The 20,346-nt window shown below is 71.4% G+C and carries 16 protein-coding genes; 9 read left to right on the top strand and 7 right to left on the bottom strand.

Annotated elements, in window-relative coordinates:
• Positions 1-268 precede the first annotated feature (268 nt).
• A complete protein-coding gene (locus CRV15_RS35040) occupies positions 269-1,696 on the bottom strand; it encodes a beta-propeller fold lactonase family protein (protein ID WP_230864283.1) in 1,428 nt (475 codons plus the stop codon).
• Positions 1,697-2,208: 512 nt separating this feature from the next.
• On the opposite strand from CRV15_RS35040, the gene CRV15_RS35045 reads away from it, so the two are divergent.
• Positions 2,209-7,908: a DUF7507 domain-containing protein gene (locus tag CRV15_RS35045; RefSeq protein ID WP_003963701.1), complete on the top strand. Its 5,700-nt coding sequence runs from the start codon at positions 2,209-2,211 to the stop codon at positions 7,906-7,908.
• A 206-nt stretch (positions 7,909-8,114) separates the two neighbouring features.
• Positions 8,115-8,762, top strand: a complete 648-nt coding sequence (locus tag CRV15_RS35050) for a sortase family protein (RefSeq protein ID WP_009999643.1) — start codon at positions 8,115-8,117, stop codon at positions 8,760-8,762.
• Positions 8,763-8,872: 110 nt separating this feature from the next.
• Here CRV15_RS35050 and CRV15_RS35055 read toward each other — a convergent pair whose 3' ends face one another.
• Together CRV15_RS35055 and CRV15_RS35060 are read right to left on the bottom strand one after the other, a co-directional pair.
• Positions 8,873-9,286, bottom strand: a complete 414-nt coding sequence (locus tag CRV15_RS35055) for an SHOCT domain-containing protein (RefSeq protein WP_003952650.1) — start codon at positions 9,284-9,286, stop codon at positions 8,873-8,875.
• A 153-nt stretch (positions 9,287-9,439) separates the two neighbouring features.
• Positions 9,440-9,958 (bottom strand): hypothetical protein, encoded by a 519-nt coding sequence (locus CRV15_RS35060; RefSeq protein WP_003952651.1) that lies wholly within the window; start codon positions 9,956-9,958, stop codon positions 9,440-9,442.
• Positions 9,959-10,190: 232 nt separating this feature from the next.
• Here CRV15_RS35060 and CRV15_RS35065 point away from each other — a divergent pair, with 232 nt between their 5' ends.
• A complete protein-coding gene (locus tag CRV15_RS35065) occupies positions 10,191-10,565 on the top strand; it encodes a hypothetical protein (protein ID WP_009999646.1) in 375 nt (124 codons plus the stop codon).
• Between the two features lie 118 nt (positions 10,566-10,683).
• Here the strand turns inward: CRV15_RS35065 and CRV15_RS35070 are convergent, their stop codons facing one another.
• Positions 10,684-11,925, bottom strand: a complete 1,242-nt coding sequence (locus CRV15_RS35070) for an ATP-binding protein (protein ID WP_003963704.1) — start codon at positions 11,923-11,925, stop codon at positions 10,684-10,686.
• Positions 11,922-12,584, bottom strand: a complete 663-nt coding sequence (locus CRV15_RS35075; RefSeq protein ID WP_009999648.1) for a response regulator transcription factor — start codon at positions 12,582-12,584, stop codon at positions 11,922-11,924. The genes CRV15_RS35070 and CRV15_RS35075 overlap by 4 nt, the downstream gene beginning before the upstream one ends.
• Before the next feature lie 195 nt (positions 12,585-12,779).
• Between CRV15_RS35075 and CRV15_RS35080 the strand changes: the two genes are divergently transcribed.
• Together CRV15_RS35080 and CRV15_RS35085 are read left to right on the top strand one after the other, a co-directional pair.
• Positions 12,780-14,240: an ABC transporter permease gene (locus tag CRV15_RS35080; protein ID WP_003952655.1), complete on the top strand. Its 1,461-nt coding sequence runs from the start codon at positions 12,780-12,782 to the stop codon at positions 14,238-14,240.
• Positions 14,241-14,244: 4 nt separating this feature from the next.
• A complete protein-coding gene (locus tag CRV15_RS35085) occupies positions 14,245-14,931 on the top strand; it encodes an ABC transporter ATP-binding protein (protein WP_003952656.1) in 687 nt (228 codons plus the stop codon).
• 85 nt (positions 14,932-15,016) lie between these two features.
• Here the strand turns inward: CRV15_RS35085 and CRV15_RS35090 are convergent, their stop codons facing one another.
• Complete coding sequence (locus CRV15_RS35090; protein WP_003952657.1) at positions 15,017-15,715, bottom strand: hypothetical protein; 699 nt, start codon at positions 15,713-15,715, stop codon at positions 15,017-15,019.
• A gap of 648 nt (positions 15,716-16,363) precedes the next feature.
• Between CRV15_RS35090 and CRV15_RS35100 the strand changes: the two genes are divergently transcribed.
• From CRV15_RS35100 to CRV15_RS35110, 3 genes are all read left to right on the top strand, one after another.
• Positions 16,364-17,326: a DUF11 domain-containing protein gene (locus CRV15_RS35100; RefSeq protein WP_003963706.1), complete on the top strand. Its 963-nt coding sequence runs from the start codon at positions 16,364-16,366 to the stop codon at positions 17,324-17,326.
• Positions 17,327-17,477: 151 nt separating this feature from the next.
• Entirely contained in the window at positions 17,478-17,786 is a 309-nt protein-coding gene (locus CRV15_RS35105; protein ID WP_003963707.1) for a lipoyl domain-containing protein, read from the top strand.
• The gene (locus CRV15_RS35110; protein WP_009999651.1) at positions 17,777-18,346 is read left to right on the top strand and encodes an EF-hand domain-containing protein; all 570 of its coding nucleotides are present in this window, start codon (positions 17,777-17,779) and stop codon (positions 18,344-18,346) included. Before CRV15_RS35105 ends, CRV15_RS35110 begins: the two co-directional genes overlap by 10 nt.
• A 220-nt stretch (positions 18,347-18,566) precedes the next feature.
• Here the strand turns inward: CRV15_RS35110 and CRV15_RS35115 are convergent, their stop codons facing one another.
• On the bottom strand, positions 18,567-19,004 hold the full coding sequence (locus CRV15_RS35115; RefSeq protein WP_003963709.1) for a hypothetical protein: 438 nt from the start codon (positions 19,002-19,004) through the stop codon (positions 18,567-18,569).
• Positions 19,005-19,534: 530 nt separating this feature from the next.
• Here CRV15_RS35115 and CRV15_RS35125 point away from each other — a divergent pair.
• A complete protein-coding gene (locus CRV15_RS35125; RefSeq protein WP_003952663.1) occupies positions 19,535-20,266 on the top strand; it encodes a class I SAM-dependent DNA methyltransferase in 732 nt (243 codons plus the stop codon).
• The last annotated feature ends 80 nt before the right edge of the window (positions 20,267-20,346 follow it).

The raw sequence follows: 20,346 nt of genomic DNA on the forward strand, positions 1-20,346 counted from the left end.
CGCCCGCCGGGAGCGGGAAGGCGGTGCGACAAGCCCGGTCCGGACCGGACCTCACACGGCCGACCGCCCCTGGGCGGTGAGTTCGGCCGACCGATCGTGGAACCCGGCCGGACCGGTGGTCGACCATGCGAACGGATTGGCGAAATCATGATGGGTGAGACCCCGGCGGGACCCCGGTAAGACCCTGGAAACGCGGACGCGGGGCCGGTGACCGGAGTGACGGTCACCGGCCCCGCCTGCTGTTACGGGGATCAGAGGTGTGGACGTGTCACGTGCAGCGGATGATGAGGGAGGTGGTGGCGGTGCAGGTACGGCTGGCCGTGTCGTTGGCCGGATCGGGGTCGGTGGGGGTGGAGTCGGTGCGGGTCGCGGTGGCCGTGTAAGGGGCGCCCAGGCTGAGCAGACCGACGGGGACCCGGAAGGTGCGGGTCGTGCTGGCTCCGGGCGCCAGGTCGGTGAGGGTGCAGCGCACCGTGCCCGGACCCGTGGCGCAGTCGGTGCTGGTGGGTGTGGTGCTGCCGGTCAGGGTGGTGGTGACGGTGCCGGTGGCGGCGGTGGCGGGGCCGTTGTTGGTGACCGTGAGGGTGTAGTCGATCCGGCCCGTCAGACCGGGCACCGGGGTGGCGGCCAACGCCACGGCCAGGTCGGCTTCGGGGCGGGCCGGGGTGATCACCACATAGGCGGGCTGCTCGGAGAACGGGATGCTCGCGGTCGTGGCGTGGGTGGTGGTGTCGATGACGGACACGGTGCGGCCGGCCACGTTGGGGACGTAGGCGTGGCGGCCGTCGGGGGTGAAGGCGATGTCGTAGGGGCCGTCCCCGGCGGGGACGGTGGCGGTGACCGTGTTGGTGGCGGTGTCGAGGATCGACAGGTTGTCGCTGCCGGCGTTGGCGGTCCAGGCGCGGGCTCCGTCGGCGGTGACGCGGGTGGCCATGACGTCGCTGCCAGTGGTGACGGTGGCGGCGACCGTGCGGGTGGTGGTGTCGACGACCGCGACGGACTGGTCGTTGCCGCCGGAGGCGACGTAGGCGCGGGTGCCGTCCGGGCCGAAGGCGACGGAGCGCGGGTGGCCGTAGGTGCGGATGCCCCGGGCGGCGGTGTTGGTGGCGGTGCTGATCGCCTGGACCCCGCCGGCCACGGACAGGGAGGCGTACACCTCCGTCCCGGCCGGGTTCATCTCGACGTCGTACACGTCACCGATGGTCTGCACGGTGGTGATCTGTGTCTGGGTGGCCAGGTCGTACACCTTGACCTGCCGCTGGAAGCTGTCGCCGATGTACGCGCGGGTGCCGTCCGGGGTGATCGCGATGTCCGTCGGCAGGCCCCCGACGCTGAAGCTGGTGGCGGTGTTGGTCGCGGTGTCGATGACACCGATACCGCCGGAGTACTGACCGGCGACATAGACACGGGAACCGTCCGGCGACACCGCCAGTTTCGCCGTCTCGACACCCACCGGGATCCTGGCCACCGTCTCACCGGTCACGGTGTCGATCGCGGTCACCGTCCGGCTGTTGAGCGCGGAGACATACGCCGTCGGATGCGCCGGCGGCTGCGCCGCCCGCGGCGATCCCGCCGCTGCCGGGGCCGCCTGCGCGGTCTGGGAGACCAGTCCGGACGCGGCCAGCGCCAGCGCCCCCGCCCAGACGGCGGCACCCCGGCCCGCCCGGCACAACCTCTTGTTCGTCACCACACGCACGACACACCTTCTGCTTTCTCCCGCCGCTCCCTCACCCTCTGGTGACACCGGGAGCACGGCGGGCGGTACGGAGCAACACATCTGGTACGCCGTCACCGTCCGGGCGGGCCGTCCGCGGCACAGCGGCATCACAGCCGGCGCATGGATGGTGACAACAGGTAAAGAATCTTGTGTGGGGTCACCCTCCCGGCAAGGAGATTTCAGGCCAACACCGGCTCCGCGCGGTCGGCGCCGACACGGAGGCCCTCTCCGGTCGTGGACGGCGGTGCCGGGGGCGGCCGGGTCCTCGGTCGCGTGCTCCAGTCGCCTTCAGCCCTGAGGCCCGGCGGCCGGGGTGGGCTGCCAGGGTGAAACAACCTCGACTCCGGGGCCCGCATCCCCGGTGGGCCGCCCGTGGACCGCTCCAATGAACGGGATTGCGCGCACGTCCTTGACACCCCTCCGGCACCGGCCCCCCTGTGCCGTCGGCCCGTGCGCGCGCGCCTGTCACGCGAGGAGAGGTCACACCCCGGATGTTGAGAAGAACACGGCTGGCGGCGGCGGGCGTGGCACTCGCCCTCGCGCTCGGCGCCGCCGCCACCTCCACGCAGGCTCAGGCGCATGCCTCCACAGCCTCCCGGCCCGGCATGGCCGCCCCTCCGGCCGCCGCTCCGCACCGGGCTCCCGCCGCGCCCGGGGCTCCCTCGAAGGCCCCGGCCGCGGCCCGCGCACAGGCCCCCTTCACCTGCTCGGGTGACATCCTCCTGGAGGCGGGAAGCACGGCGAGCCAGCTCTACAGCGGGGTGACGGGCCCGGGGGAGATCGCCTTCATGCCCGTGGGCGCGGCGACCGTGGCGTACAACGCCATGAGTGTCGACCCGGACGACCACTACATCTACGCGATCCAGCGCGGTACCACCCCCAACCTGCTGCGGATCGACGACACCGGGGCCGTGACCACCCTCGGCACCGTCGGACTTCCCGCGCCCTCGGGCGGCGGGGGGAACTACGCCTCGGGCGCGTTCGACGACAACGGCGCCTTCTACGTCGCCAACGGCTACAACAACCAGATGTACCGGGTGGACATCACCGGGATGACGTCCACACTCGTCACCCTGAGCCAGTCCCTGAACGGCGTCATCGACTTCGCGTACAGCGGAGGCTATCTCTGGGGCGCCGACGTCGACGGTGCCGTGGTCCGTATCGACCCCGCGACCGGAACCGTCACCAGCTACCCCGGCGTCCTCCCCAACCCCGCCCCGGGCGACGGCTTCGGCGGCACCTTCACCTACGGCAACGGCGACCTGGGCTTCTACCAGAACAGCGGCACCATCCACCGGGTGCAGCTCACCACCCCCGCCACGCCGATGTTCACCGTCCTCTCCTCCCAGTCGGCGCCCGCCATGTCGATCGCGGTGGACGCGACCTCCTGCTTCCAGACGCCCGCCGACCTGGCGGTGACCAAGACGGGCCCGGCCTCGGTGCCCGCGGGCGGCAGTGTCTCGTACACGATCACGGTGACGAACAACGGACCCGACCCCTCCTCCGGCTGGACGCTGACCGACACGATCCCCGCCGGACTGCTGAACGCGGCCACCACGACCGCCGGATGCAGCGTCGCGAGCGGCATGCTCTCCTGCACGGGCGGCGCGCTGGCGGTGGGGGCGAGCACGACGATCTCGCTGACCGGTACCGCCGCGGCGGGCGTCACCTCCATCGTGAACACGGCCAAGGTGTTCGGCAACGACCCCGATCCAAACCCGGACAACAACGAGTCCACCACCACGACCACCGTGAACGCGTCGGTGGACCTCGCGCTGACGAAGACCGGCCCGGCCGAGGCCATCGCGGGCGACGAGGTCGCCTACACCATCACCGTCATGAACAACGGCCCGTCGGACTCGACGGGCTGGACGGTGAGCGACCCGATCCCCGCCGGGCTCCAGGACCCGACCACCACCACCTCCGGCTGTTCGGTCAGCGGCGGAACGCTGACCTGCACCGGCGGAGCGCTGGCGGCGGGTGACAGCACGACGATCACCCTGATGGGTACGGCGGCGGCGAACGCCGCCCGTATCGTCAACACCGCCACCGTCGAAGGCAACGAGCCGGACCCCGACCCGGACAACAACGAGGACACCGCCATCACCGGGCTCGAACGCCGGGTCGATCTGGCGGTGACCAAGACGGGCCCCGCCACGGTGGCGGCCGGGGGCGAGATCTCGTACACGATCACCGTGACGAACAACGGTCCCTCCGACTCCACCGGCTGGGGGCTGACCGATCCGATCCCCGCCGGTCTGCTGAACGCCGCGACCACGACGCCGGACTGCTCGATCAGCGGTGGGAACCTGGTCTGCATCAGCGGCGTCCTCGCGGTGGGCGACAGCATGACGATCTCGCTGACGGGTACGGCGGCGGCGAACGCCACCACCATCACCAACATCGTGACCGTCGACGGGAACGACCCCGATCCGGACCCGGGCAACAACGAGGACACGACCACGACCACCGTCACCGCGGCCGTCGACCTGGCGGTGGCGAAGACCGGCCCCGCCACGGTGACGGCCGGGGGCGAGGTCTCGTACACGATCACCGTCACGAACAACGGCCCGTCCGCTTCGACGGGCTGGACGCTGACCGATCCGATCCCCGCCGGGCTCCAGAACGCGGCCACCACCACCCCGGGCTGCTCGGTGAGCACGGGGACGCTGACCTGCGCCGGCGGTGCCCTGGCGGTGGGCGACAGCGTGACGGTCTCACTCACCGGCACGGCCGCGGCGAACGCCACCCGTATCGTCAACACGGCCACCGTCGAGGGGAACGACCCCGATCCGGACCCGGACAACAACGAGTCGACCACGACGACCACGGTGACCCCGTCGGTCGACCTGGCGGTGACGAAGACCGGCCCGGCCACGGTGACGGCCGGGGGCGAGGTCTCGTACACGATCACCGTCACGAACAACGGCCCGTCGGACTCGACCGGCTGGACCCTGACCGACCCCATCCCCGCCGGGCTCCAGGAGGCGGCCACGGCCACCCCCGGCTGTTCGGTCAGCGGCGGAACCCTGACCTGCGCCGGTGACACACTCGCCGTGGGCGACAGCGTGACGATCTCGCTGACGGGTACGGCGGCGCCGAACGCCACCCGTATCGTCAACACGGCCACCGTCGAGGGCAATGACCCCGATCCGGACCCGGACAACAACGAGTCGACCACGACGACCACGGTGACCCCGTCGGTCGACCTGGCACTGACGAAGATGGGCCCGTCCACGGTGACCGTGGGCGACACGGTCTCGTACACGATCACGGTGACCAACAACGGCCCGTCGGACTCGACCGGCTGGACGGTGAGCGACCCCATCCCGGCGGGCCTGGCCAACGCCGCCACCACCACCCCCGGCTGTTCGGTCAACGGCGGAACCCTGAGCTGCACGGGCGGCGCGCTCGCCGTCGGCGACAGCACGACCATCACCCTGACCGGCCTGGCGGGGACGGTCGGTACGATCACCAACACCGCCGAGGTGACCGGCGACGATCCGGACCCGAACCCGGACAACAACGAGGACACCACCACCACGACCGTGTCGCCCCTCCCGGTGCCGGAGGTGGACCTCGCGGTGACGAAGACCGGCCCGGCGAGCGCCTCCCCCGGGGACACGGTCGCCTACACCATCACCGTCACCAACAACGGCCCCGACCCCTCCACCGGCTGGACCCTCACCGACCCCGTCCCCGCCGCCCTGACGAACGCGGCGACGACCACCCCCGGCTGTTCGATCAGCGCCGCAACCCTGACCTGCACCGGCGGTGCGCTGGCGGTGGGCGACAGCGTGACGGTCTCACTCACCGGCACGGCCGCGGCGAACGCCGCCCGTATCGTCAACCGCGCGACCGTCGAAGGCGACGAACCCGACCCCGACCCGGACAACAACGAGTCCACCGCGATCACCAGGATCACCCCCTCGGTGGATCTGGCGGTGACGAAGACCGGCCCGGCGACCGCGACGGCCGGGGACGAGGTCTCGTACACGATCACCGTGACGAACAACGGTCCGTCGGACTCGACCGGCTGGACGGTGAGCGACCCCATCCCCGCCGGGCTCCAGAACGCGGCCACCACCACCCCCGGCTGTTCGGTCAGCGCGGGAACGCTGACCTGCTCGGGCAACTCCCTGGCGGCGGGCGCCCAGGTGACGATCTCGCTGACGGGCAAGGCCGCGGCGGACGCGAGCAGCATCGTGAACACGGTGACCGTGACCGGGGACGACCCTGACCCGAACCCGGACAACAACGAGGACACCACCACGACGACGGTGGGGCGCTCGGTGGATCTGGCGGTGGCGAAGACCGGCCCGGCCACGGTGACGGCCGGGGGCGAGGTCTCGTACACGATCACGGTGACGAACAACGGCCCGTCGGACTCGACCGGCTGGACCCTGACCGACCCCATTCCCGCCGGGCTCCAGAACGCGGCGACGACCACTCCCGGCTGTTCGGTCAGCGGCGGCAGGCTGACCTGCACCGGCGGTGCGCTGGCGGTGGGCGAGAGCGTGACGATCTCACTCACCGGCACAGCGGCGCCGAACGCCGCCCGTATCGTCAACACGGCCACCGTCGACGGGAACGACCCCGATCCGGACCCGGACAACAACGAGTCCACGACCACCACGACGGTGGGGCGTTCCGTGGATCTGGCGGTGACCAAGAGCGGCCCGGCCACGGTGACGGCCGGGGGCGAGGTGTCGTACACGATCACGGTGATGAACAACGGTCCGTCGGACTCGACGGGCTGGACGGTGAGCGACCCGATTCCCGCCGGGCTCCAGAACGCGGCCACGGCCACCCCGGGCTGTTCGGTCAGCGGCGGCAGGCTGACCTGCACGGGCAACTCCCTGGCAGTGGGCGACCGTGTGACGATCTCGCTGACGGGTACGGCCGCGGCGAACGCCACCCGTATCATCAACCGGGTCACCGTGACCGGGGACGACCCCGACCCGGACCCGGACAACAACGAGGACACCACCACGACGACGGTGGGGCGCTCGGTGGATCTGGCGGTGACCAAGACCGGCCCGGCGACCGCGACGGCCGGGGACGAGGTCTCGTACACGATCACCGTCACCAACAACGGTCCCTCCGACTCCACCGGCTGGACCCTGACCGACCCCATCCCCCTCCAGCTCCGGAACCCGGACACCACCACCCCCGGCTGTTCCCTCAGCGACCGGACGCTGACCTGCACGGGCGGCGCCCTGGCGGTGGGTGACAGCATGACGATCTCACTCACCGGCACGGCGGCGCCGAACGCGGACCGCATCGTCAACACCGCCGCCGTCGACGGGGACGACCCGGACCCCGACCCGGACAACAACGAGTCCACGACGACCACCACGGTGGGGCGCTCGGTGGACCTGGCGGTGCACAAGTCCGGCCCGGCGTCCGTGGAGGCGGGAGCACGGATCGCCTACACGATCACCCTGACCAACAACGGTCCGTCCGCTTCGACGGGGTGGACGGTGACCGACCCGATCCCCGTCCAGATCCAGAACCCCACCACCACCACTGAAGGGTGCGGTATCGGCTCCGGAAGGCTCATCTGCACCGGCGGCGCGCTCGCCGTCGGAGAGAGCGTCACCCTCACCGTGATCGGCACGGTGGCCGACGACGCCACCGGCACCCTCACCAACACGGCCACCGTCGAGGGCGACGACCCGGACCCGGACCCGGGCAACAACGAGTCCACCACCACGACGACCGTGACCGGCCGGCCGGGCCTGACCATCACCAAGAAGCAGAACGGCCCGGCGACCGTGAAGGCCGGGGCCACGGTCGAGTACACGATCACCGTGACCAACACCGGCGCCACCGCCTACCCGGCCGCCGGACCGGCCTCGTTCACCGACGATCTGAGCGAGCTGCTGGACGACGCCCGCTACAACGGCGACGCCACCGCCACCCGCGGTACCACCACCTATGACGAGCCCGTCCTGTCCTGGAGCGGAGCCCTCGCCCCCGGGGAGAACGCCACCATCACCTTCTCCGTCACCACCAACGCCCGTACCTTCGGTGACCTCAAACTGATCAACACCGTGGTCTCCGACACCCCCGGCAACAACTGTCCCCCGCGCGGCGACGACCCCCGTTGCACCACCAACGGCACAGTCACCCCCAAGGACAAGGACAAGGACAAGCCCAAGGCGGTGAAGGGAGCCCGCGCCGCCTGAGCGGCCGAGGGGCAGGGGCTGTGCCCGGCGACCACGGTCGCCGGGCACAGCCCCTGTCGGCGGTCGGGGCGGGTACGCTGTCCGGGTGACCCTCCCCGCCGCCCCGGGATGTCGGCGCCCGCCGCGCGCGTCCGCTCCTAGGCTCTGCTGCGGTGAGCCCGTCCGCCGGGGACGGCCCCGCACAGCTGAGGACGGGGATGGGAAGCATGAGGAGTGCGGCGTACGGATCGAGGCCGCGGCGGGGGCCGTACACCCTCTGGCTGTCGGCCCTGATCGCGGCGTCCGTATCGGTGACGGCCTGCGGAGCGCCGCCGGGCCACGGCGGAGCGGACTCCCGGCCGGGTGGTGCCAAGGCCCCCCGGGCCCTGACCCTGGAGAGGCGCGGCGCCCAGGCCCTGGACATCGTGGAGATCACGGGCGGGAAGGACCGGAAGGTCACCGCGCCCGAGGACGGGAGGGTCGGCTGGCCGGCCGCCGCCACCGCGCCCGGGGCCCGCAGCGTGGTCGTCCTCACCGGCCGGGCCGGGACGACGGACCACCCCGGTCCCCTCCACGGCCTCATCCGCGCCGTGGTCGGCGACAAGGCGAAGATCACGCACAGGGACGGCACCACCACGTCCTTCACCATCGGCCGCATCCAGATGATCAGCCGGGACCTCCCCACGGTCGCCGAGGCCGCCCAGGGCGCCCAGGGGCGTGAACTGCGCGTCATCGCCCTCACCGGCAGCGGGAAGGACGGCGGCGAGGACCGGGGGAGAAGCCGGGAGAAGGACGGCGAGGACAGCGGCGCGGAGGGCCGGGGCGCGGTCTCCGAGCAGGTCGGACTGCTGGTGTCCGCGACCGTCTCGCGCTGAGCCCGTTCCTCGTGGGGCAGGAGTCCGCGCGAGGCCGCACACGACCCGGCCGGCCATCCGGCCACCGGGTCCGGCCGGGCGCCGTCGCCGGGACGGCCCCTGGCGGGACCCTAGTGGAGGATCTTCTCCTTGGCCCGCTGGAACTCGGCCTCCGTGATGTCGCCCTTGGCCTTGAGTTCGGAGAGCTTGGCCAGTTCGGTGGCGCTGCCGCCCCCGTCGCCGCCCGCCGTCCTGCGGATGTAGTCGTCCATCGCGGCCTGCCGCTCCTGGGCATGACGGATCTCGCGCGTGCCCATCTTCTTGCCGCGGACGATGACGTACACCAGCACGCCCAGGAAGGGGACGATCAGGACGAAGATCAGCCATCCCGCCTTTGTCCAACCGTTGAGGCTGTCGTCACGGAAGACATCGGTGATGACGCGGAACAGCAGCAGGAACCACATCACCCACAGGAAGATCCACATCACGGTCCAGAAGGCACCGAGCAGCGGATAGTCGTACGCCAGGATCTGCTGGCCCTCCATCGCAGTCCTCCCTGTTCGCCATGGTCCAGATGTTCCACTTGTCCGGGCCGCGGGTGCGCCCGTGTCATCTCCAGCATGGCCCGGGAGAGGAATCCGCGCTCATCGCGCCGTCCGGCCGGGGTACTCACCGGGTCATGGGCGGGCGTACGGGCCTCAGTGCTGGAGGGCGCCCTTGAGCAGCACCACGAGCAGGCCGAGCAGCAGATTGGCCGCCCCGGCGACCAGTACCAGCCGTCCTGTGGCACCCGCCCGGAGCGCGGCGACCGTCGCCCAGCCGACCTGACCCGCGATGGCGACGCAGAGCGCCAGCCAGAGGGTCCCCTCCGGGCCGAGCCCGAGCAGCGGACTCACGGCCACGGCGAGGGCCGGTGGCACCGCCGCCTTGACGATCGGCCACTCCGCGACGAGATCCCGCCAGATCTTCTCGCGACTGAGCGCCGGGTCCGCGATCCGCTCCCCGAACACATGGGCGAAGACATGCGCGGCCCAGAACACCACACCGGTGCCGAGCAGCAGCAGTACGAGCCGCAACCGGGAGAACGACTCAGCCCAGCCCGCGCCGGCCACCACCGACGCGGCGAGCAGGGAGCCGTACACGGCCCCTGTGTAGTCGACCCGGTCCACGGCGTTCGGCGGCCCCGGTGGATTCTCCGCGGCAGCAGGGCCTCTCATGCCTCCAGTGTCGTCCCGCCCCCTCCGCCCCGCGCGACGGGCGCCGCCTCGGCGCCAGCCCTCCGGTGAGGGGGAGGCAGACCACGCACAAGAGAACACATGTACCCACCGGTGCGGTCGGTGCTCCGTGGACCGGGGCCGTATCGGGGCCTCGGCCCCGTCGTTGAAGAAACGGACCGGCACCGTGGTGGTGCCGGTGGCCGACCGAGTGATGTGTGCACGGAGGGGACGGATGATGAAGACGATTTCGACGGGGGTACGAGGGGCCATGGCGACGCTGTTGTGCGCGGTGGCCATGTGCGGTCTCACCCAGGGGCAGGCGGTGGCGGTGGAGAACTCCTATGCCGACCGTGCCCCGATCGCGGTCGCCGAGAGCCAGGCGATCGGTGAGGCCAGCGTGTTCTGCCGCGCGGGCTGGCACGCGACCGGCGGCGGGTTCGCGCTGACGAGCGGGTATGTGTACACGACCGCCTCCGGCCCGGCGTTCGAGCAGGGCAGCAGCGTGCCCCGCGGCTGGCGGGCACAGGTGCGCAGGAACCCCGGGACTCCGAACCTCGCCATCAGGAACGCCGGTTACGTCAACGTCATCTGCGCCAAGGACGCCTGAGAGCCGGAGAGTTCAGGGGAGGCCGTCCGGTGCGGCGGCCTCCCTCGCCCGGCACGTTTCTCCCGGCAGGCTTCCCCCGACAGGCTTCCCCTGGCAGACGAACGGCAGGAGCCCGTCGTCACCCCGGCTCCGGCGGCAGACCGGCGCGTACGGTCAGACCGCCGCCGGGGTTGGCGTGCGCGGTCACGGTGCCGTGGTGGGCGTGCACGATCGAGCGGACGATGGCGAGGCCCAGGCCATGACCGGAGCGGTCGCTGGTGACACGGGAGTCCTGCCGGTAGAAGGGCTCGAACAGACGCCGGGCGACGAGGTCGTCGATCTGCCGCCCGGTGTTCCCCACCTCGATGACGACCCCGTCCCCGCGCAGGACCGCCAGGCGCACCGAACCGCCGGGCTCGTTGTAGGCCAGGGCGTTGTCGAGCAGGTTGAGCAGGAGCTGACGGAGCAGGGTGGTACTGCCGGGGACGGTGCAGCCGGGTCCGGCGTCGACCTCGACGCGCACACGCGCCGTGGCCGCCTGCGCGGCCCGCTCGGCGACCACGTCCGCGGCGAGGGCCGCGAGGTCGACAGGTTCGGGGTCGAAGGGCGCGTGCTCGGCCGCCGCCAGGGCCAACAGGGCATGGACGACGCTGATGTTGCGTTCGTTCGTCTCGACGAGCATCGGGGCCAGCTCGGCGAACTCCTCGCCGCTGGGGTCGGCGGTGGCGATCTGGAGGACGGCCCGGGTGGTGGCCAGCGGTGTGAGCAGCTCGTGCGAGGCGTTGGCCGCGAAACGCCTGTGGGCGGCGAAGGACTCCTCCAGACGGGCCAGCATGGTGTCGAAGGTGTCGGCGAGCTGCTTGAGTTCGTCGGCGGGGCCCTCGGCGTCGATACGGTACTGGAGCTGGCCCTCGGCGGCCTTCGCGGCGGCCCGGCCGATGACCCCGAGCGGCGCGAGCAGCCGCTTCGACAGCCGCCAGCCGACGGCCAGGCCGATCGCCGTCACCAGGACGAGCCCGCCGACGGACAGCCACAACAAGGTGTTCCACACATCCTCCTTGCTGCGGATCGTCCCCTCGGCCCGGGGCCCCGGCGTGACCCCCGGCGGAACGCTCGCCCCGGGGAACGGCTCCACCGAGCGGGGCGCCTGGCGCGGCCCCCCGGGGTCCGAGATGACGACGGTGTCCTCGAACTCGTACGTCGGCACGAACCGCATGCCCGCGTAGATGACAGCCACCATCAGCACGGCCGAGACGGCGAGCGCGCCCGCGAAGCCGAGGAAGAGCCGGGCGTGGATGCTCCGGGACCGCCGGGGCCGCCCCGGACGGCAGAACGGCCGCCGCCCGGGCCGCCCCGGCCCCGGCCGGGAGAACGGCCTCATGCGACGTCCAGGTAGTAGCCGGCGCTGATCGCCGTGTGCACCAGCCGGGGCTCGCCGAGCTTGCGGCGCAGGGTGTGCACGACCAGCCGTACCGCGTTGGTGAGCGGGTCCGCGTACGCGTCCCACGCCTTGTCCAGGAGGTGTTCGGCACTCAGCACACCGCCGTCGGCGCGCATCAGCAGCTCCAGCACGGCCAGTTCCTTCGGCGTGAGACGCACCTCGCGCCCCGCGCGCAGCACCCGGCGGCGATGCGTGTCGAAGGCCAGGTCGGCGAAGGTGAGAACAGGCGCGTGGGCCATCGGGCTGCGCCGGTACAGCGCCCGCAGCCGGGCGACCAGTTCGGGAAAGTCGAAGGGTTTCGCCAGATAGTCGTCGGCGCCGAGACCGAGCCCTTCGACCTTGTCACCCAGGCGCCCGGCGGCGGTGAGCATGAGGACGCGGCACTCCAGCCGCATGGCGACGATACGGCGGCAGACCTCGTCGCCGTGGACCCCGGGCAGATCGCGGTCGAGGACGACGGCGTCGTAGTCATAGACCGTCAGCCGCTCCAGAGCGGCCTCCCCGTCGTGCGCGACATCGACGGCGATGGCCTCGCGCCGCAACCCGATCTCCAGGACCCGGGCCATGTACCGCTCGTCCTCCACCACCAGCACGCGCACGACCCGCGCCCCTTTCCTGTGAATTCACCGGTGCTTTCGACATCCCGACCACCCCACACCTATCAGACGCGGGATGTGAACCGTGTATGAGCCGCCACCCGGTCCGCGCATCCGTCAAACACGGCTCACATCGCGGTCTGGCTACGGTGGCACGCAATTCAACGCGATACGCCGGGCAGGGAGTTGTCGTACACAATGAATTTTTTCAAACGGGCGTGGTGGCGGCTGACCAGCCACCTCGGAAAGACCGTGATGCTGGTCGGTCTCTTCTTCGTCATCTGCACCCTGGTGCTCTCCGGACTGCTCATCCGGTCCGCCGCGGCCCGGGCCGCCGACGAAGCCAAGGAAACCGTCGGCGCCGTCGCCACCATGCAACTGGACATCAACGCCCTGATCGGGTCCGGGCAGGCGCCCCTGCCCGACGGCAACGGGGTCGGCACGATCGGTCCACGCGGTGAACTGCGGCGCAGCCTGGTCGACAGGATCTGCGCAGCTCCGGTCGTCGAACGGTGCAACTACACGACGGACTCGGTGGCCGCGCCCACCGGCCGCTCGAAGCTGTACCGGCCGGTGCCGCCGCCGGCCGGCACCGCCACCGAGGGCACCGACCTCTTCAAGGCCGACGGGGTACGCGATCAGCAGTCGGTGGCCTCGTTCCGGAACGGCGACGCGAAAATCGTCGAAGGGCACGGCATCGGCCCGAAAAGCACGCGCGATGAGATCGTGGTCGAGCGGCGCCTCGCCCAGCAGAACCGCTGGAAGGTCGGCGACAGAATCAAGCTCAAGGTCGGCGAAATGCCGACGCCGGGACAGAAGAAGAACGAGGACGAGTTCACGTTCAGGATCGTCGGTATCCACAGCAGCGGCACCGCGGACAGCGGACAGTACCTGCCGGCCATGATGGACCCGGTGAACCAGCTCTATGTCACCCCGGACGGCGCCACCCTGCTGCTCGGCAAGAAACTGGACGCCGACGGGGGCGAGGTCGTCCAGGCCACCTTCACCCTGTCCGACCCTGCGGACATGGACCGGCTGCGCCGGCACGCGAAAGCCTCCGGCGCCGACCTCGGCGTCTTCCCGATGACGGTCAACGACAAGCAGTACCGGCAACTCGTCGGACCCATCACCAGGACCGCGGACTTCGCGACCCTCACCGTATGGATCGTCTCCTTCGCGGGCACCGTGATCCTCGCCCTGATCGTCGCCTCGTCGCTGCGCGAGCGCCGCAAGGAGCTGGGCATCCTGCTCTCCCTCGGTGAGAGGAAGCCCCGACTGCTCGGCCAGCACCTGGTGGAGGTCGTCGCCTGCGCGGTGATCGCGGTGGGCCTCTCCTCGGCGGGCAGCCAGTTCCTGTCCCAGGCCATCGGCGACCGGCTGCTGTCCAGCGAGGTGTCCTCGGCCGGGGACACCGCCGCGGACAGCGACGGCGGCGCCGACCACAGCGCCGTCACCGTCACCGGCGCCGGGGGTCCCACCCCCGTCGCGGACGACACCCCGGAGACCGAGCCCATCGACACCCTCGACATCCGGCTCGGCGCCGCCGACATCGCCAGGACCGGCGCCACCGGCCTCGGTATCGCCGCCCTGGCCACGCTCCTCCCCGGCGCGCGGGTGCTGCGCCTCCACCCGCGTGACATCCTGACGAAGGGCGACTGAAGCGATGACCTCCCTCCCGCAGCCCCCGGTGCTCGAACTCCATGGGGTGACCCACTCCTACCGGACCGGCAACCGCGGACGCGCCGTGCTCAAGGACATCAGCCACGCCTTCCGGCCGGGCCGCATGTACGCCGTGATCGGCTTCTCCGGAAGCGGCAAGACCACGCTGCTCTCCCTGGCCAGCGGCCTGGACTCGCCGAGTGCCGGAAGTGTCCGCTTCCGCGGCAGGGACATCGCGGAGCTGGGCCTCGGCCGCTACCGCAACCGTCACGCGGCCACGGTCTTCCAATCGCTGAACCTGCTCACCTATATGACGGCGATCCAGAACATCACCTCCGCCATGGAGATCACCGGGGTACGGCGGGGCGACAAGAACCGGCGCGCGGCCGAACTCCTCGACCTGCTCGGGGTGGACGCGGCCGACCACAACCGCCGAACCCTGCGGCTCTCCGGCGGGCAGCAGCAACGTGTCGCCATCGCCCGTGCGCTGGCCTGCGAGGTCGACATCCTCTTCGCGGACGAACCCACCGGCAGCCTCGACCGCGAGACGGCGGGCGGGATCGTCGCCGTGTTTCAGCGACTCGCGCACGACGAGGGCAAGTGCGTGGTGGTGGTCACCCACTCCCGTGAGGTGGCGGAGGCCTCGGACGAGGTGCTGCAACTCAAACGGGGCAGGCTCAGCGCACGGTAGGTGCGATGGGCGGGAGCGGTGCGGACGGGTGTCGTGGGCGGCCCGCGGGCGGTGTCACCGCCGTCCCACCGCCGTCCCGTTGCCGTCAGCGTTCCGTACGGGAAGGCCCACCGTAGGCGTGGAAGTCGTCGAGCATGCCGCTGATGCGGTCGAAGACGGTGTCCGTGATGGTGAGGGCCCGGGGCCGGTCCGCGCCGAGGTCGATGCCGGACAGCTCGCGGTCGATGTCGTCGGCTCCCATGGCGTGGCCGGTCTCCAGGGCCGCGTGTTCGCCGCCGAAGTAGCGCAGGGGCCTGCCGGTGGCCGCGGTGTAGTCGGCGGCGGCCTTGAGGAAGGCGTCCCACAGGACGGCCCCGGTGGCCTCGACGGCTTCGACCAGGGCGAGGCGCAGGGGCGGGGTGGTGGTGCGGGCCAGGTCCATGATCGTGTAGACGGCCTCGCGGGTGCGCAGGGTCTCCTCGCTCCACAGGGCGCGGATCGTGTCCACGGGGTCGGCGGGGGTGGTGAGACCGAGGGTGGCGAGGTCGTCGAGGTAGAGCGGCCAGTGGTGGTCGTCCTCGCGGGTGTGCTCGTTGATCAGGTGTTGCAGGGGGTCGTCGTCGGCGGACTCGTCCCGTAAGCCGAGGGTGTTGATGTCGGCGAAGCCCATGACGAAGGGGGCGAAGCACGGGGCGAAGTCCATCCGCCGGACGGGGTCGCGGAGGGAGTCGGCGAGGCCGAGGAGAAAGGGGTGCCGCGCGAGTCGTTCGCTGTGCTGGGCGATGTGCGCGAGGACGGATCGCATGGGGGACTCCTGTCAGGGATCGGCCGGGTGGCCGGGTGGTGTGACCTTCGGGGCTCGGAGCCGGACACCCGTCGTCGGACGGTGGTGACCTCCGGCGTCCTGACGGTCCTGCCCCGGGCGGGACGGACCGTCCGTCGGGGAGGGGGGCGCGGTCGCATCGCTGCCGGGCGGCGCGGCCCGGTGGGGCGTCGCGTCAGCCGGTGGTGCGGAGGGCGCAGGCGGCGGGGGCGGTCGCGGTGGTGCTCCCGAGACAGCCTCCCAGGAGGAGGGCGATAGCCATGAGACGGGAGGGGACAGCGGGCATCCGGAGATCTTTCGTCGTGGTCGGACCAGGTGCGTGCGGGTGCTCCGCCCCTCGTACGGGTGATCGGGCGGCGCCGGTGGACCGTGCGGGGCCGAGCCGGGGACAGCACTTCCGGGCCCGGAGCGGAGAGTTCCGAGTGGGCAGCGAAGCATACAGAATCGCACTGCTCCATCTGCCCCCATAGGCAGCTTTTCGGACTTCTATCAGTCCTGTTTTCGTCTCCGGCCGATGAGGGTGTTCTTCCGGCGGAAGCCTTGATCGCGTACAGCGACGAGGTCCGGGGCACGCGCCCCGGCGAGGAGCGGTCCCGGCATGGCCGGAACCGCAGGTAAGGATGTGGCGTGATGGTGTTCCAGGGACGGAAGCAGACCGTACGCGCGGCGGCGGGGGCCGTGGCCGCCGGACTGGTGCTGTGGGCCGGTCAGCCCGCGGTGGCCGCCCCGCCCACCGCCGCACCGGCCGTATCGGGTTCCCCGGTGCGGGCCGCCGACACCTTCGTCCTCACCTCGGCCACGGCGGGCGGCACCCAGACCCTGATCGTGCCGAAGACGGTGACGCCGGGCGAGTCGATCGACCTGGTGGCCTCGTACACCAACACCACCGACCACGCCGTCGAGGTCGCTGGCATGGACATCCTCTTCCCCAAACCGTCCGACGCCCAGGTGGACGTCAATGACTCCTCCTACACGGACGCCGGCGGCGGCTACACCGTCGGCGCCGGACCCCGGCCCAGTGAGGACGGCAGCCTTTTCTATGTCACCTGGCGCGACATCCCGGCCGGTGCCACCGCGTCCACCCGCATCGGCATCACCCTGCGGACGGCCTCCTCCGGGCCGGTGGAGATCTCCGCGACGGGCGGCGGCTCCGGCATCGGGCGCTTCGACCTCGGCAAGGGAACCATCAACGCCGCCCCGGCCGCCGCCGACCTCGGCGTCTCCCTCACCGCCACCCCCAAGGGCCTGGGCACCCTCAACGCCTCGTTCACCGCCACCGTCACCAACCACGGCCCCGCCGACACCACCGCCGCCAAGCTCCGCTTCACCTACAGCCCCGGGTTCCACCTCCCCCAGGCCACGGGCTGCACCACCGACCCCGCCACCCGCACCGCGACGTGCGACCTCGGCCCCCTCGCAGGCGGCGCCAACGTGACCCGCACCCTCGCGCTCCAGGCCGGTGCCCTCACCATCGGCCTGTCCCTCCCGGTCACCGCCACCGTCACCGATATCGCCCCCGCCGACCCGGCCCCCGGCAACGACACCGCCACCCACTCCTGCGCCGCCCTCACCGCCCTCCTCGTCATCTGCTGACCCGGCAGCCGGATGCGGACGCCCGTGCGACACATCGCCGGTGACGGTGGACCCGGCCGCCAGGACGTTCGCCCCGGGCCGTACGGGAAAGGGGAGTCGTGGCGCTCGTCACCCGGGCGCCGTTCCCGCGTTGCCACCTCCGGAGGTCCTCATGTCCCTGCACCCGAACGCCCCGGTCGACGCGCAGCCCCCGGGGCACCGGGGGACATACGCGGTGACGGTTCCGGTCACCGGCGACGACGGATATGTGGTGACGCGCTGGCTCCGGCGGCCGGGCGAGACCGTGCGGGAGAACGAGCCGCTGGTGGAGGTGGAGGCCGCCAAGACCGTCCTCGATGTGCTCGCCCCGGCCTCGGGCGTGCTGCACCGCATCCACGTCGGTGAAGGAGCCACGGCGGCCCCCGGCGAGCGCCTCGGCACGGTCGTCCTCCCGGGCCCGGGGGATCTGCCGTGGAACTGACCGGCCTTCAGCGGGCCAAGCTCGCCCTGCGGTTCCGGCAGATGGACAAGGACGGCAACGGCTGGCTCCAGGCCGCTGACTACGAGGCCATGGCCCGGCGCCTGATCACCGCGAGCGGCACACCCGCCGGCTCCCCGGCCGCCGTACGGATGACGGAGCTGGCCCTCGGCATGTGGCGGGCCCTGGAGAAACGGATGGACACCGACGGCGACGGCAGGATCAGCCCAGAGGAGTTCATCGCCTCCACCGCCCGCTCCGTCATCGGACACGATGGCTATGACCGGGTCATCCGTCCCATGATGACCCACATCATCACCCTCTTCGACACCGACGGCGACCGGCGGCTGTCACAGGACGAGTTCTGCGCCCTGTTCACCTGCTGCGGTCTGACCCCGGCCGACGCCGGTATCGCCTTCGGCAAGCTCGATGCCGACGGTGACGGACATCTGACCTGCGACGAGATCAACACGGCCGTCCGCGCGTTCTTCGTCAGCACCGACGCGGACACTCCCGCCAACTGGCTCTTCGGTCCGCTCCACCACCCATCGACGGGAGGGTGAGCGGACGCCGTGACCAGGGGGCGGAGACACCTTCTCCGCCCAGGGCCGTGGCCCATGGCCCGTGTCAGCACGGTGTGCGGCGGCAGCCGCACACCGTCGGCGCCCGCTCCCGGTAGCCGTGGGCGGCACCCGCGACGGCTGTGACGACCGCTTCGGTGGTCCGTCAGCCGTCAGCCGTCAGCCGTCAGCCGTCAGCCGTGGGTCGCCGGTCGGCCGGCTGTCATGTGGCTGTGGGCCACCACCAGGCGTAGAGGACCTCAAGGGAGCTGACGCGGTCGTTCCACCCGGCCGGCATGGCGGGGATGTTGCCGTCCACCCTGGTCATCGGTCCGTACCGCTTGATGTGGTCGAAGGCGTAGCCCCCGCACAGGCTGCCGGGAATCCGCATCGAGCTGATCTTGTCGTTCCAGCCCTGCGGAAGCTGGTCGTACTTGTGCGACGGCGTCGTGGGCGAGCAGCCGTTGATGTCGCTGAAGAACTGGAGGTACGCGCCACCGTAGTTGCTGTGCTCCCAGGCGGTCGCGGCCAGGAAGTCGCCGCTGCCGAACCGGGTGATCAGGGGAGTGTCGGCGGCCTGCGCCGTACCGGTCGTACCGAAGAGGAGCGATGTGCATATGGCCGACGCGATCAGTGTCGCGGACCTGAGCCGTTTGAGCATCGTTGCCCTCCCTGGGCGGGACGGATGGGGGGAAGAACGGGTACACGGGGTGCGGGGGATACGACCGGCCTCGGCACCCCCTCCGGGGGGGAGAATCCGGAGGGTGGGCACGCGGGTTCCTGTCGTCCGTGCGAGGGGGCGCACCCCATCGCACGGACGGGCATGCCGGAGGGGTTCACCCGGCCCTTCCGCGCCGACCCGTTCCGGCCGGTCCTGGAACCGCACCGCACCACCGGCCGGGGTCACGACCGGATGCGACGGTGCACCCCGTGACCTCTCACCCGGCGTGGCCGTGGCTCCTGACGGTGGCTGGTATCGGCCTCCGCGTTCCGGACCGGACCGGAGATCCGCACGGTCGTCCGCCGTCGCTCTCCGCGCAGGGACAGGGCCGCCGCGACGGCCTCCCCGCGGCCCGCTCCTCCCCGCCGGGCGCGCGGACCGACCCGCCCGGGACACCGCCCCCGAGAACCCCTCGCACGGTGCCGTAATTCCCTGGCGCGCCATGCCGCGCGCTGGTTGACTCCACCGCCGTGACCGGACTCAACGATCCTGCTTTCTTTGACCGTTACGCCCACGAATACGACGAGGGGCACGTCTACGAACCGACGCGGACCGTCGACTTCCTGGCCGGACTCGTCCCGGCGGCCGGACGCGTCCTGGAGCTCGCCATCGGCACGGGCCGGGTCGCGCTTCCCCTGGCCGCACGGGGGTTCGCCCTCGAAGGAATCGACGGCTCACCCGCCATGGTCGAGCGACTGCGCGCGAAGCCCGGCGGCGCGGAGATCCCCGTGACGATCGGCGATATGGCCGACGTGGCGGTCGACGGCCCCTTCCAGCTGTCCTACCTGGTCTTCAACACCCTGTTCAACCTGCCCAGCCAGGCCCGCCAGGTCGACTGCTTCCGCAACGTCGCCCAGGTCCTCGAACCCGGCGGGCTGTTCGTCGTCGAGTGTTTCATCCAGGATGTGACCGAGTTCGACCGCCATCAGCGGGTCGCCACCCGCGCCCTCGCCGAGAACTCGGTGAACATGGAGTTCCTGCTGCACGACCCTGTGGAACAGGCGGTCACCTTTCAGCGCGTGACGTTCGACGCGAAGGGCACCACGCTGCGCCCGCTGCGGCTCCGGTACTGCTGGCCGAGCGAGCTGGACCTGATGGCCCAGCTCGCCGGGATGCGTCTGCGTGAGCGCTGGACCGACTGGGACCGCAGCCCCTTCACGGCGGCCAGCCGGAGGCATGTATCGGTCTACGAGAAGCGGTGATCGCGCCCGTTCGGGACGAACGACGGCGGACATCCGACGCCCCTGCGCCCACCGGCCCGGTGCCGCAGAGCCGGGGAAGT

The sequence above is a fragment of the Streptomyces clavuligerus genome (assembly GCF_005519465.1).
Classification (GTDB): Bacteria; Actinomycetota; Actinomycetes; order Streptomycetales; family Streptomycetaceae; genus Streptomyces; species Streptomyces clavuligerus.